Genomic DNA, 13,837 nt, shown 5'->3' with positions numbered 1-13,837 from the left:
TATTCCGCTCGAATACTACCACCTTGTAACTCAACAATACTTTTCGCAATCGCTAAACCAAGTCCCGACCCTTCCGTTACTCTACTTCGAGATTGATCCTTCTTATAGAAACGTTCAAACAAATTCGCTAACTCATCTCTCGTAAACTCTTCACTATGATTCGCAATTACAATTTGTATATCCCTACGCTGCCTTTGAAGAGAAACTTTTATCTCTCCATCATCTTTACTGTACTTAATCGCATTCATTAGTAAATTATCAAATACACGAACCATCTTTTCCGAATCAATCGATGCATAAGCACGTTCCTCAGGAAACTTCTTAACAAACGTAAGTCCATGTTCTTCCGCCTGCGGTACTAGCTCTTCTATTAATTGCTCAAGCAACTCATTTACACATACTTCTTGTTTTTCTAATACAACTTGTTCATTTGTTAACTTCGTATACTCAAATAAATCTTCTATTAAATTCTTTAACTGCTCCGACTTTACAAAAGCAATTCTTGTATACTCATCATGTTGTTCTTTATTTTCATATTTAGAATCTCGAAGTAATCGTAAGTAACCCATAATAGAAGTAAGTGGTGTACGCAAATCATGAGATACATTTGTGATAAGCTCATTTTTCTGCTTTTCTAATTTACGTTCCTTTTCTATATTATTCATAAGCTCTTCCGCCATATTATTAATATTCTCAGTTAAAGACGCAATCTCATCTTCACCTTTTTTCTCAATGCGGTACGCTAAGTTACCTCTTTCTATTTCCTTTACACCTTGTGCCATTGCTTCAATCTGCTTCATCTTTCTCTTTGTTATATAGAAGAAAGAGAAAATGAATACAAGAACACCCATTAAAAACGGGAATGGTCCTTCTACTTTATAGTACACTACCTCCCCTTGAGGAATCCCGCTTACAAACATATATAAGTTCTTACCTTCAATTGTAATAGGCGAGAATGTAATGAACTCTTTTCTTGATCTTTCAATATCATTATTATTTGAATAATTGATAGCAAATGAAGTCGCATTACGAATTGTATTATGCAAATTAATTTGTTCTTCTTGCGCTTGCTTCGTTTTATACAAAACTTTACCATTTTCGTCAGTAACTAATATTTTAAAGGCATCATGCCCTTGCTCTAAATTCTCATTTTCTAGCTCTATCATGTTTTGTACAGCATCTAATTTATTTTCAACAACCATCATTTCCGCTGTACTTTGAGCTTTACGATTAATTTGCTCCATACCATCTCTGTAATTAATCTCAGCATGCTGGCTAGCATCTTCAAAAATAGGTGCTACTATCTTCGTTGATACAAAGAGACCTAATAACGCACAAGCAGTAAACGCCGTAATAAGTTGAATCCTTATACTCCGTTTCACGCTCTTTATTATCTTTCCAATTAATTCTCGAATTTTCCGAACATAAGTAAACGGATTAAATATCTTTTTCAATCTTATACCCCACTCCCCATACCGTTTTTATATATCTAGGTTTCCTTGGATTCTCCTCAATCTTTTCACGCACTTTTCGAATATGCACCATTACAGTATTATCAGACTGGAAAGATCGTTCGTTCCACACCTTTTCATAAATTTGCTCCGCACTAAACACCATACCTGGATTTCTAGTTAGCAATTCTAAAATTGAAAATTCCCTCGGAGTTAGTTTCACTTCTTCTCCCTCTACAATAACTTTATGGGTCGAGATGTTGATTTTCATCTCCCCAATTTCTAACTCGTCCTCATTTTGGACAGCGAAACCATTCATTTTCATATAACGGCGTAACTGAGATTTAATTCGTGCAATTAACTCTAATGGATTAAAGGGCTTCGTTACGTAATCATCTGCTCCTGTTGTTAATCCTAAAATCTTATCCATATCTTGCGTTTTGGCAGAAAGCATAATAATAGGCATCTCTTTCGCTTCCCTTACTTTCATACACATATGAATACCATCCACTTTCGGCATCATAATATCTAATACGACTAGATGTACTTCATTTTCTTCTAGTAAACGTAATCCTTCTTCCCCGTCTCCTGCTTGCAATACTTTATATCCTTCATTCTTTAAATAGATTGTAATTAAATTTCGAATTTCTTTTTCATCATCTACGACAAGTATTGTTTCGTGTGCCACAATATCTCCCCCATCACTTTTTTAATCCCTAACTTCTATTATAGGAAAACTTCTGAAGAAAAACGCTCGGAAATCCTTAAGATTTTCTGAAGACGCAAAAAAGGTCTAGACTCCCCTTAAGTCTAGACCTTTTAAAAAACCCCTTTTATCCCGCATTAACGGACAGTAAGACTCCCACTTCAAAAAACTGCCCAAATCAACGATGTTACGCGGCAGATCAACTGCCCGTAAAAGCCCGATTGGTTCAACTAATAATCAGGGTGGGGTTTCCCCCACTCTGATTAAAGTTTCACTTTATTTACGAACGTAGATGAAATATAGTACAAATAAAACTCCCATAACATACATAATCGGATGAACCTCTTTACGACGACCACTCACAACCATTGTAATTGGATAGAAGATAAATCCAATCGCAATCCCAGTTGCGATACTATACGTAAGTGGCATAGAGATAATTGTAAAGAATGCTGGCACTGCAATCTCGAATTTCTTCCAATCAATTTCCCCTAAGGAAGAAACCATCAAGATTCCTACAATAATTAAAGCTGGTGCCGTTACAGCTGGCGTTACAACACTTAGTAATGGCGAGAAGAATAATGCCAGTAAGAAGAATCCTGCTGTTACAACTGCTGTAAATCCAGAACGTCCTCCTGCTGCTACCCCTGCAGACGATTCAATGTAAGACGTTGTTGTTGATGTACCTAAGATCGCACCAATTACAGTCGCAATCGCATCTGCAAATAACGCTTTTCCTGCACGTGGTAATTTATTGTTCTTCATTAATCCTGCTTGATTTGCAACCGCTACAAGCGTACCTGCTGTATCAAAGAAATCGATAAAGAAGAACGTTATAATAACAATTCCCATTTGAACAGTGAAAATATCTCCGAAGTGCGTTAACGCAGCACCGAACGTTGGTTCTAGACTCGGTATTGCTCCCACTACAGCTTTCGGAGTATCAATTAATCCTGTTGCCACTCCTAAGATCGCTGTAAGAATCATACCGTAAAATACTGCACCATTAACTTTCTTAATCATGAAGATGATTGTCGTAACAACCCCGAAGATTGCTAGTAACGTTGTGCCCTTTGTTAAGTCCCCCAACCCAACAAGAACAGCATCATTTTTCACAATAATCCCGGCATTTTGGAATCCAAGGAAAGCAATGAATAATCCAATACCTGCCGCTACTGCAAACTTTAACTCTGATGGAATTGCATTAATAATTTTTTCACGAATACCTGAAGCTGTAAGAATAATAAAGATAATACCTGACATTAATGTTCCAGCAATTGCTGTTTGCCAAGGAATACCCATCGTTAACACTGCTGTATAAGCAAAGAACGCGTTAATTCCCATACCTGGCGCTAAAGCAATTGGATACTTCGCAAAAATACCCATAATTAACGAACCAATCGCTGCCGCTAATGCCGTAGCAACGAATACTGCACCTGGATCCATCCCTGTACCTGCTGGTAACCCTTTAATATTTCCAAGCGACAGCGTAGCAGGATTGACAAACAGTACGTAAGCCATAGATAGAAATGTCGTTAACCCTGCTATGAACTCAGTCTTATAATTCGTACCGAGCTCATCAAACTGAAAATAGCGTTTCATCTTACGTTTCCCCCGTTATATGATTACTCGCCGTATTTCTCCTAGCCCTCTTTTATCCCGAGAAATAAAAAAGGCTTCCATTGCATATATACATGGAAGCGTTCTATAAACAAAGACAAGTTTCCCCTCATCTTTATACAAACGCCTCGTAGTCAAGCCATTTACGGTAGCTAGGTAGAAACTTTCGGGCCATATCCCCGATATTATACGACGGCATAATATTCACTTTTCGTTTGAATTACATACTCATATTAACTCGCATAGGCACTTTTGTCAATTTAAAAACGAACATTTTTATAAACTTTTATAATTTCGTTCGTATTAATGGCGAAAACAAAAAGATCCATCTATTCACGAATGATAGATGGATCTTTTTTATTACAATACTATTCCCACTCAATAGTTGCTGGTGGCTTACTCGTTACATCATACACGATACGGTTAACGTGTTTTACTTCGTTTACGATACGTACAGAGATTTTCTCTAGTACGTCCCAAGGGATACGTGCCCAGTCAGCTGTCATACCGTCGATAGATGTTACTGCACGGATACCTACTGTGTAATCGTAAGTACGCTCGTCACCCATAACACCTACGCTACGCATGCCAGGAAGCGCAGTGAAGTATTGCCAAATTTCACGGTCTAAGCCCGCTTTAATAATTTCTTCACGTAAAATCGCATCAGATTCACGAACGATTTCTAATTTCTCTTCTGTGATTTCACCTAATACACGAATACCAAGACCAGGACCTGGGAATGGTTGACGCCATACGATTTCATCAGGAATTCCTAGTTCAGATCCTAATACACGTACTTCATCTTTAAATAACGTATTTAAAGGCTCAATTAATTTGAACTGCATGTCTTCTGGAAGTCCACCAACGTTATGGTGAGATTTAATTGTTTGTGCAGTTGCTGTACCACTTTCAACGATGTCTGTGTAAAGTGTACCTTGTGCTAGGAAGTCCATACCTTTTAATTTAGATGCTTCATCATCAAATACGTAAATGAATTCGTTACCGATGATTTTACGTTTTTGTTCTGGATCTTCTACACCTTTTAACTTGTTCATGAAACGTTCTTGTGCATCCACTTTAATAACGTTCATATGGAAGCCTTCGCTAAATGTTTTCATAACGCCTTCTGCTTCACCTTTACGAAGTAAGCCGTGGTCAACGAAAATACATGTTAACTGATCACCGATTGCTTTATGAATTAATACTGCTACAACAGAAGAGTCTACGCCGCCACTAAGTGCACATAGTACTTTTTTGTCTCCAACAGTTTCACGAATCTTTTCTAATTCTACTTCGATAAAGTTCTCCATGTTCCATCCTTCAGAACAACCACATACGCCGAATACGAAGTTTTTAATTAAATCGTTACCGTGCTCAGAGTGACGTACTTCTGGGTGGAATTGTACACCGTATAAGTTTTTCGCTTCATTGCTCATACCAGCAATTGGGCAAGACTCACTTGTTGCGTCTACTACGAATCCTTCAGGTAAACCAGTTACTAAGTCGCCATGGCTCATCCATACAACTTGCTCTTCTGGAAGGTTCGCATATAATTTTGATTCGTTCTCTACTTTAAGAACAGCTTTTCCGTACTCACGGTGGTTGGCACGCTCTACTTTACCACCGAAGTGTTGTGTCATAAGCTGCATACCGTAACAGATACCGAAGATCGGTAAACCTAGTTCGAAGATTTTTTCATCACAATGTAATGCACCTTCACCGTATACGCTATTTGGTCCACCAGAGAAAATAATCCCTTTTGGATTCATTGCTTTAATTTCTTCTGCAGTAATTGTATGTGGATGAAGTTCACTGTATACACCGAACTCACGAATTCGACGTGCTATTAACTGATTGTATTGACTTCCAAAATCTAAAACGATAATTGTATCGTGTTGCTTCTTCAAAATAATCACCCCAACGTTAGTTCTCGTATATAAATATTTTCACCAATTTGGCGAAAAGCATTACTAATATAATAAAAAAAGCCAGTCCTCCGCCTCTAGTCTCATAACAAAGAAAAGGCAGGGGTCTGGCTTTATAAAGAAAGATAGTCTCCGCTCTTTATAAATATAAGACACACTGCCTTCATAGTCAGGTTGTTTACGGTAACCCGGTAGAGACTCTCAAACCATATCATTGAGGATATATGAAGGATCGTTTTATATTATCTTCCTAGATTCTAACAATGAAGTATCTATATGGTCAAGAGAGAAAGCGACAAAATTCTACAGAAATTCATTTCCTTTTCTAAAAAACATAAAAAAACATCCATTTCTATATAGAAATGGATGTTTTTTAGGGCAAACGGAATTACATCATTCCGCCCATCAAGCTTTATATATAATAGAAGAAAACAGACACAAAAAAGGCTATTATATCAATATTTTCGAGCAATTCCATTACTTAAAAATGCACAATCCAAAACCCTTTCGGACACTTTCCGGACACCGAAAACCCTATAAAGAATGGATGTATAGCAGCATTAATAATATGATAAATTCATGATATAATAGTTCAGTTGGAATATTAAATCCAAATTCTCAAAGGAGGATGTACACTATATGTCATTTACCGAAATTGCTGATATGGCTAAAATTGCAGGCGCAGCCATAGGGGTGTGGGGGATCATAAAAGGATTGGGTTCATTCTACATGGAATCTTCCACTACCAATGAATTCGATCAATTATTTAAGGATAAAGTTACACGGAAACAACTAAATATCTTTTCCTTTTGCCAGGATATTTTTATTATTGCACTGTCGCTATTCATTATACCTTCATTCTACCTCAAGTTCTTTATACCCAATTTAATAACCAACTATGCATTTATTTTAGAACCATTGTATAAACTAAGTTATATATTAATTACTTTACTCTTTTTAATTCTTATACCAATAAGTCTTTTACCTAAAAAACTCCTTAAAGTTAATTGGTTCAATCGATCTATAAAATGTCTTTCTATAATTCATATGTTTAGTTTTATGTTTTTTTATTGTTGCTTTTTCCACGTAAATATCTTTCAAAGTAGCAATTACGATTTAATATTAATCACTATCGTCGTCCCTTTATTCATGAGCTCTTTTTATCTATATTTAAGCAAACAATTCAATAAAACTTCTCAACCACAATACCTTATGGAAATCATTAATGAAAAAGACATAGCAGAGTTAAAATTAATACATAATTTTATTATCGATGATAAAAGAAGTGTATTCCACGAAAAATACAAAGAGGAAAATGGAACCTTTTACGTATGTGATTTTTCATCAAAGGTATATTTAAAGTATTCAAAAATTAAAACAAGAAAAGACTCTTCAAAATGAAATCAACATATCGGAAAGAGCATCCTTTATGGATGCTTTTTCATTTAACTTTAAAATAAAAATTATTTCGCTTTAATTCATCCCCCACATAATCCTCATTTAATAAAAAGCACTACGTATGGAATACTTTCATAACCTTTACTTATTTAATTCCTTTACACCAAAATGATACTTTTAAATCAACATAAAGGTTATCTAAATAAAGAAACTCTCTACTACTTTATATACATAACCTTCAATATATATATCGAATCAACTACATTTGGAATATAGGTAAGTTCGCTTTGAGACATATTAATACCTTTAATCAATTTATCGAAATGTAATATTTACAGTTGTTGCATAAAATTGGTATGATTTAGGTATCATTTTAAGGAGGTTTTTTTATGAGTTATGATTCAATTGCATCGATACAACGTATACAACAGTTACAGCAATCTGAAGCTGCTGCCGGAAAGAGAATAATCTTACAACGAATACCTACTCCCTTAGATGTTATATTGTTTATTACAGCAATTATCTTGGCTATCCCAACTCTTGTGATATCTTATATTTTATTTATTATCTATTATTCATACATAGTTAAAACATACGTAGTCAAGAATGTAGCTACTGGCGAGAAATTTAGAGTTGATAAACAGGATTTTAAGCAATATAAAAAGGATTTTAAAGCAAAAGAAAAAGAAATCAGAAGAATATCCGATTTAGAAACTAATACAGTCGAAATAGACCATGTTAACACGAACATCCACACTCATCATGAATCTAAAGTAGAAAATATCAAGGAAGAAGTGGTGAAAGTAATAAATACATATGTGGAAGAGTCTAGAACAGAAACTGAAGAAATCATACCCGAACAACAGACTTTAGAACAAGAATCGGAACCAATTCCAGCCCCTTTACCAATTGAATTAGATACCAGTAACTCCCTTACTTTTAATGTCGCAGGGGTTACTTTTGATAATGACAAAGGTAAAGATATACAGTCACTTCTAAAACGAATTGCTCGTGCAATTGCCAAAGAATATAATATTGAATCATACGGTGGATATACTAATAAAGAATTACTAGAAATGTGGGTAGAAGCATCTGAATTTGAAGATGTTGAATTTGGTGATTATATCTCATTTGTAAAAGATCCTGATAATGAATTCGATAAAAATGCTATTAAGGTAATTGTTAATTTAGACAATAAAGAATTTCACATAGGCCATGTACCTAAGAAGCAAAATGTTGAAATTGGTAAATTACTAGACTCAGAATCAATAACAAGTGTTTCAGCTAATTTTGTAGGCGGAAAAACAAAATCAGTCGATTATGATGATGAAAAAGACAAAGACGTAGTTATAATTACTGAACTCACACTAGGAGTTTTAATCACTTTACGCTTCGAAGCTGAATAAAAACATTTAAGTCACACTCATATGAGTTGTGGCTTTTATTATGTAATAATTTATAGATTTTCGTAGACATTTCACACCCCCCTTTATTTTTTAAAAATGTTGTCTAACGATAGAAATGCCCCCTACGCTACCTATCCTCCCCAGAGAGAAAATTTTAATTTTTGATAGGGGGGATTCTAATTTCCAATCATTAAACTTCAAAAATAAAAAAGCATCTCCTATGAGATACTTTTTACTTTATCCTAAAAATCCACCAATATAAGTAGACCATTTCTCAAACGCCGTAATTAATTGTGGAGATTTCGCCACCGTGTCCATAATAGCTGTTGCACTATTAAGCAATCCCCTAACAATTGGCTTTTTCGGATTGTCGTTCCCTACTTCTTCTGCAGCGACTTCAATAATTTCTTTCATCTCTTGTTTTTGCTGTGCATCCAACTCTGAAACTTCTAGAAGTTTCAATAATTCTTCTGACACATTAGTATTTTGCTCAAGAATTTTATAATCAGCTTTGACTTTTGCTTTTGTACCTACTGCGAAAGGACTATTTTTTGCATTTACATCCCAACCACTAAAATCATTCTTACTCATATCTATTCCCCCATTATTAATAATAATAATTTTCCCTGCTTTTATTAAATCCGGAATCCACATAAGTTGATTCATCTGCGGGATTTGATCAGTCGCTAAATTGCTACCACCGTCAACAAACTTTTTTTTTTTACATTTTCTAAATACTGATCTGTAAAATAAAAAACTAAGTGCGAACGATTAATATCTGGTATATATTCCTCTCCACAAACATAACATTCTATCTCATAATCAGGTAAGGGTTCTCCTAATTGAAATTGTGCATCCGGATGATTTTCAGGACATAAAACTTCAATTTTAGCAATCAATACGGCAAATGGCCCTTGTGCTTTATATAATAAATAATCATTGACTTGGTCTACATCTTCTTGATTGGAAAGGTGAGCAACTTGATAGGCATTAAAGCGTTTCTCATCTTTTATTGCTAAGGTTTCAAGCACTTTATCTACTGCGTAAGTATCAAATCCCATCTTCTCCCCCCACCTTTCCATTTAAATAATTATGTTATTCTCCACTGGCCACCTTTTTATACCTTACTTCTGCAAAGACATCAAATATCCTTCTTATGATTTTCTCGTTTACTTTTGTCTTAAATTCAAAGCCACCGTTCATGCTAATCTTAAATTTAATACTCGTAACATATCCTGTATCTTCATCTCTATATGGAACATTTAAAGTTTGTGCTAAATATCGTTTCCCCACAAAATTTGACTGATACTCTGGCAATTTTCTTAAATCACTTGTATCACGATCAGCCGAAACAGCATATTTTCCAATTCCATTACTCCCCAAATGCTCTCCTTCAAGTAACCCTGCTTTTAACGTCTCGGCAATTAATATCGCTTCTGCTTCTGTTACCTTTGTTAAAGGTATATGCTGAAATTCCACCGGCAACTCACTTTCTGATAAAAAACTTTTAAATAGTTTTAAATAAGATAGAGCAAATGTATATCCCGCTCTAATTTCAATGAACACAGGACTTCCTAACCGAACAATTGTTGTAACATATTTAGTATCTAACCTGTTAATTATTTCGTACCCATTTGTAGATTCTTTATAAGTACCTGAAACCCACTCTATACGATATCCGTTTTCAAACTCTTCAATGTAGTTAACTTTGGGTTGTTCATTAATTGCTGGTCTTAAATGTACATTCAATATATTTGTATTTATACCCAATTTCTTTTTCACATGGTTCAAAAAAGCTTTTTTGTTATTTAAATTACTAGGAAAATCTAAAATTTCAAAGATATTAAGAGAGGTTTTCCCAGCAAATTCATATTCCTTATAAACCGATTTCACTAAAGGTAAATTTACTTCGGATAATTTTTCATACATATCATCCATACTGCGTTTATTACACTCTACTCCAAGTTCTTCAACGTGGTATAACAAACGATCCCTTGCAACCACGTTTTTAAATCTTAAACGATTCACATAGTTCCCTCCTCTTGATAGAGGCAACCTAAATCCCATCCCTTAATATACTAGACTTTCTTCTCTAATTCTAGTATATTATATGTGCATATTATTGTAAGGCATGTAGGTTGTCCTATACCTCTTGTCTTTTTTTATTTTACAAGAAATTCAAGTTAATTTCTACATAACACGACAATAAACCACACACAAAAAGCAACGTCACCAATTTGGTAAACGTTGCTTTTATATTATTAGCGCTTATTTAATCTCCAAACGATAAACAGTTGGTTCTACCTCTGAATAGATTAATTTTCCATCAAGAAGGTTGTATAGCTTAAATCCAACTTCATTTATAAGAGCATATCTTTCTGGCATTACCTCAACTTCTAATCCATTAGCGTTTTCTTGAATAACGAAGGATGAAAAGTCACCAAAGTAAAATACTGCTGCTGTATCTACTGATCCTTTTACAACATCTGTACAATCTAGTGGGAATCCTAATAACATGTAGCTTACTCCACCATCCACACGATCGATTGTTTTCAGAGCCGGTTCTCCATTTGGTAACTTTAAATCTTCAACATATTCAAGAGCAGCTTTATTTACAATCCATCTCGCTTTATTCGCTACACTAGTAGAAGGCTTATTTTTTAATTCTTTAATAATTGCTACTGGTTCGGTTTGCGTTGGTGTAAATACTTTCGTTTTATTTAACAATGAGCCTTCATTAAATGCCGTTGCATTTGTACCATTAAACATATAATCCATTTCTTTTTTTAGATATTCCTTTTTCATTACGTCAATTACCAAATCGCTTACACTCATTGGTGTCATCTTCAATAGTTTTTTCTTTATGGTTGAAATAGAATCAAATTCCACAGGCTCTAACAATTCAGCTGTTAATCCCAAATGATTGACTTCAATTTCATTCTCATCATCACGCTCTTTGCTATTAACCCCAACTTCAACTTTTGTATCACCAGTTAATACCGGATATCCTAAATTCCCATTAACTGTTACAACCTTCCCATATTTACGTAATAAATTTTCTTGTTCCACATAACTAATAATCTCTTCAGCAATACTTTTAGGAATCGTAGCTTTTCCATTATTAACATCCACACCTAATGTACGAACCTCCATTGCAGAAGTATTTCCTAGTAAGTAGTTTGTAAATGCTGTACGAATTTCTTTTTTATTTTTAATTGTTGTAGTCATGTTATAATTCTCCTTATATTTTGTTTTTAATTGTATTTAAATTTTTTCAAAGTCCTATTAATCTCATCAAGTAATGCTCTTCTTTCAATCTCAAACAAGGACTGATCGATTTGTCCTTTCATCAACAAATGTTGTCGTTTATCTCCTTCCACAACTGTTGTATCAGGATATGCCGGACTATATACCGGACTAATTTCACGTAAACGCGCCTTTACAATAGTTCTATATTCATCTTCACCTTTAGTTTCCCAATTTGATTTTTCATCTACAAAAGTAAAAGAAACGTGTGATAATTTGCCGTTAGTTACTTCCTGATATACTTTTCGTCCTAGATTATTATCAGGAAGTATTAACTTGAAACTTAGACCTACGCTATCTTCTTCCAACGTTAAACTACCATCTTGAATCTTTCCTAAAAAATTATTTTTATTGTGATTAAATAATGCAATTTGGTCTCTTTCTCCCAAGGAATTTTTAAATGCTCCCTTTTTTACCTTCTCATAAAATTGTTTTCTACTTCCAAGTATCTTATTAGACCACTTGTCCCACTTGACAGCATAACCACTGATTATTCTTTCCTTATTATCACTACGTGTCGTTAATTTAAGTTCACTAACTGAGCATCTTATTTCCATTTACATCACATCCGCTGTCTTTTTTGTGAGACATTTATTTTTTTCAATGCAGCATCTATCTGTTTCAAAATACTAGTTCTTAGCTGCACTTCTTTTCCAAGTTCTGCTTTGGCTCTTTCTTCCCTTCCAACCATAGATGCAGTTTCATAACGTTTAACCATTTCCGACACCTCCCTTCATGTTTAATTCGACAATTATCGACAAATCGAAGCCAGAACATCCCCACTTTTTTCGATAATGTTTGTAGTACAACAAAACAAGTACAACAAACCTCTAATTATTGATATGAATAGGTTTATCGTGCTTTTTTATTTGTCACGCGACAACAAGTGTGACAAAACGATTTCCCTCAATAAAAACTGCCATATCAACGCTTTCTAGATAGTTTATTAGTTTCGTAGTACAACAAAAAAACGAATTTTTTCAAAAAATCATTTTGAGGTGCGCGTTTGCACCCCCACTCCCTATCCCCCCAGATGGTCGATAAATAAAATTTGGACAGGGGGGTATAAAACTTACTCTTTTTCTACATAAACTTTTTTGACGTATAAACCATTGTTTAGGTACATTTCACCATTTTCAGCTTCTTTCATAAATCCCTTTAAATTCACCTGCAAATGGTATCTTTTATCTCTTTCAATATGGTAATAAAGGATACTTTCATCCTTATAAGCTGCACAAAGCAATTCTCCACGCATATCATCAATAAATGAGAATAAAATCAACTTACTATCTTTAAACCGAATGCTTTCTACATGTCCAAATAGATCTATGCTTACATTTTGCTCAATATCTTCCACAGTTCTCATCCTCCTGCCCTTAATCTCTCTGCAAACTTGATTCTTCTCATAATCTCAGCATGTTTCTTGTTAATATAGCCTGTACTATAATTTAACTCCTCTGCTACCCGTTCTAACGTCATACCATCAATATATTTCAGCTTAAGTATTCTATTTTCTAATCCTTTGAATGTACTTACTAACTTTTTCAGTTTATACATATCATTCAGCTTATGAGCCAGTTCATACTCAATTGCTTCAATATACACTTCTACTTTTGCGCCATCTGACTCAGCAGTTAGACGAACATTCTGTAAGTCGCCACTGATCCAGCGTTTTAGTTCAGCCTTTGTTTTATCTAATTTGTATTCCAAATAAGCAATGTCCTGTTCTAATTTCTGATAGTCTTTCAACCAATTCAATTACATATCACCTACTTAGATTACTATTTGGCCACAATCTCTTTACCCGATAGTTTCATTCTCTTAAGGAAATAGCCTGTGTGAATATAAGGACTATCTTCGTTTGAACAATGTGATTGCCGATGACCTTCACCGGTACCATGATGATGGTAGCAGTCACACGCCGGGCACCATGTACTCAGATTTCCTGCTGCATCACGTTCAATTGCTAATACGATTGGAACTTTTTTAATTGCCATTTACTCATCTCCATTTTTTGTTGCCGAT

At 34.6% G+C, this 13,837-nt stretch carries 15 protein-coding genes and 2 riboswitches (1 of these 17 only partly in view); of the genes, 2 read left to right on the top strand and 13 right to left on the bottom strand.

Annotation, left to right across the window (positions count from 1 at the left end; all coding sequences use genetic code 11):
- The 4 genes from JFU02_RS20755 to guaA form a co-directional block, all read right to left on the bottom strand.
- Positions 1-1,454: the 5' portion of a sensor histidine kinase gene (locus tag JFU02_RS20755; RefSeq protein ID WP_086406023.1), read on the bottom strand. It extends 52 nt beyond the left edge of the window; the window shows 1,454 of its 1,506 coding nt (coding positions 1-1,454); the start codon lies at positions 1,452-1,454; its stop codon lies beyond the left edge, outside the window.
- Positions 1,438-2,139, bottom strand: coding sequence for a response regulator transcription factor (locus JFU02_RS20750; protein WP_000929886.1), 702 nt, complete (start codon positions 2,137-2,139; stop codon positions 1,438-1,440). Before JFU02_RS20750 ends, JFU02_RS20755 begins: the two co-directional genes overlap by 17 nt.
- Before the next feature lie 294 nt (positions 2,140-2,433).
- A complete protein-coding gene (locus JFU02_RS20745; RefSeq protein WP_000833074.1) occupies positions 2,434-3,759 on the bottom strand; it encodes an NCS2 family permease in 1,326 nt (441 codons plus the stop codon).
- Positions 3,760-3,888: 129 nt separating this feature from the next.
- A riboswitch (purine riboswitch) is annotated at positions 3,889-3,990 on the bottom strand.
- 155 nt (positions 3,991-4,145) lie between these two features.
- Entirely contained in the window at positions 4,146-5,684 is a 1,539-nt protein-coding gene (gene guaA / locus JFU02_RS20740) for a glutamine-hydrolyzing GMP synthase (RefSeq protein WP_140337709.1), read from the bottom strand.
- 164 nt (positions 5,685-5,848) lie between these two features.
- Positions 5,849-5,950, bottom strand: a riboswitch (purine riboswitch).
- A gap of 391 nt (positions 5,951-6,341) precedes the next feature.
- Here guaA and JFU02_RS20735 point away from each other — a divergent pair.
- A complete protein-coding gene (locus JFU02_RS20735) occupies positions 6,342-7,103 on the top strand; it encodes a hypothetical protein (RefSeq protein ID WP_201063681.1) in 762 nt (253 codons plus the stop codon).
- A 386-nt stretch (positions 7,104-7,489) separates the two neighbouring features.
- Positions 7,490-8,506: an HIRAN domain-containing protein gene (locus JFU02_RS20730; RefSeq protein WP_201063683.1), complete on the top strand. Its 1,017-nt coding sequence runs from the start codon at positions 7,490-7,492 to the stop codon at positions 8,504-8,506.
- A gap of 237 nt (positions 8,507-8,743) precedes the next feature.
- Here the strand turns inward: JFU02_RS20730 and JFU02_RS20725 are convergent, their stop codons facing one another.
- The 9 genes from JFU02_RS20725 to JFU02_RS20685 all read right to left on the bottom strand — a co-directional run bounded on the left by JFU02_RS20725 (position 8,744) and on the right by JFU02_RS20685 (position 13,809).
- Entirely contained in the window at positions 8,744-9,097 is a 354-nt protein-coding gene (locus JFU02_RS20725; protein WP_242488084.1) for a hypothetical protein, read from the bottom strand.
- A 95-nt stretch (positions 9,098-9,192) separates the two neighbouring features.
- Positions 9,193-9,567 (bottom strand): hypothetical protein, encoded by a 375-nt coding sequence (locus JFU02_RS20720; protein ID WP_201063685.1) that lies wholly within the window; start codon positions 9,565-9,567, stop codon positions 9,193-9,195.
- 34 nt (positions 9,568-9,601) lie between these two features.
- The gene (locus JFU02_RS20715; protein WP_136804766.1) at positions 9,602-10,534 is read right to left on the bottom strand and encodes a hypothetical protein; all 933 of its coding nucleotides are present in this window, start codon (positions 10,532-10,534) and stop codon (positions 9,602-9,604) included.
- A gap of 240 nt (positions 10,535-10,774) precedes the next feature.
- Complete coding sequence (locus tag JFU02_RS20710; protein WP_201063686.1) at positions 10,775-11,734, bottom strand: phage major capsid protein; 960 nt, start codon at positions 11,732-11,734, stop codon at positions 10,775-10,777.
- A 26-nt stretch (positions 11,735-11,760) separates the two neighbouring features.
- On the bottom strand, positions 11,761-12,369 hold the full coding sequence (locus tag JFU02_RS20705) for an HK97 family phage prohead protease (protein WP_201063688.1): 609 nt from the start codon (positions 12,367-12,369) through the stop codon (positions 11,761-11,763).
- 5 nt (positions 12,370-12,374) lie between these two features.
- Positions 12,375-12,530, bottom strand: coding sequence for a hypothetical protein (locus JFU02_RS20700; RefSeq protein WP_170957393.1), 156 nt, complete (start codon positions 12,528-12,530; stop codon positions 12,375-12,377).
- A gap of 354 nt (positions 12,531-12,884) precedes the next feature.
- A complete protein-coding gene (locus JFU02_RS20695; protein WP_201063690.1) occupies positions 12,885-13,169 on the bottom strand; it encodes a hypothetical protein in 285 nt (94 codons plus the stop codon).
- A 5-nt stretch (positions 13,170-13,174) separates the two neighbouring features.
- Positions 13,175-13,570 carry a sigma factor-like helix-turn-helix DNA-binding protein gene (locus tag JFU02_RS20690; RefSeq protein WP_201063692.1) on the bottom strand — a complete coding sequence of 132 codons (396 nt, stop codon included), beginning with the start codon at positions 13,568-13,570 and terminating at the stop codon, positions 13,175-13,177.
- Between the two features lie 23 nt (positions 13,571-13,593).
- The gene (locus JFU02_RS20685; protein WP_201063694.1) at positions 13,594-13,809 is read right to left on the bottom strand and encodes a hypothetical protein; all 216 of its coding nucleotides are present in this window, start codon (positions 13,807-13,809) and stop codon (positions 13,594-13,596) included.
- Between the last annotated feature and the right edge of the window lie 28 nt (positions 13,810-13,837).

The organism is Bacillus sp. TH13, assembly GCF_016651175.1.
Taxonomy (GTDB): Bacteria; Bacillota; Bacilli; order Bacillales; family Bacillaceae_G; genus Bacillus_A; species Bacillus_A thuringiensis_S.
Note: the sequence above shows the minus strand (reverse complement) of the source record. Positions and strands in the feature narration are given on the sequence as shown.

Excerpts from the sequence above, each read along its gene's own strand:
- JFU02_RS20745 (WP_000833074.1), bottom strand. The coding sequence starts at position 3,759 with ATGAAACGCTATTTTCAGTTTGATGAGCTCGGTACGAATTATAAGACT.
- JFU02_RS20735 (WP_201063681.1), top strand. The coding sequence starts at position 6,342 with ATGTCATTTACCGAAATTGCTGATATGGCTAAAATTGCAGGCGCAGCC.
- JFU02_RS20730 (WP_201063683.1), top strand. The coding sequence starts at position 7,490 with ATGAGTTATGATTCAATTGCATCGATACAACGTATACAACAGTTACAG.
- JFU02_RS20725 (WP_242488084.1), bottom strand. The coding sequence starts at position 9,097 with ATGAGTAAGAATGATTTTAGTGGTTGGGATGTAAATGCAAAAAATAGT.
- JFU02_RS20720 (WP_201063685.1), bottom strand. The coding sequence starts at position 9,567 with ATGGGATTTGATACTTACGCAGTAGATAAAGTGCTTGAAACCTTAGCA.
- JFU02_RS20710 (WP_201063686.1), bottom strand. The coding sequence starts at position 11,734 with ATGACTACAACAATTAAAAATAAAAAAGAAATTCGTACAGCATTTACA.
- JFU02_RS20705 (WP_201063688.1), bottom strand. The coding sequence starts at position 12,369 with ATGGAAATAAGATGCTCAGTTAGTGAACTTAAATTAACGACACGTAGT.
- JFU02_RS20700 (WP_170957393.1), bottom strand. The coding sequence starts at position 12,530 with ATGGTTAAACGTTATGAAACTGCATCTATGGTTGGAAGGGAAGAAAGA.
- JFU02_RS20685 (WP_201063694.1), bottom strand. The coding sequence starts at position 13,809 with ATGGCAATTAAAAAAGTTCCAATCGTATTAGCAATTGAACGTGATGCA.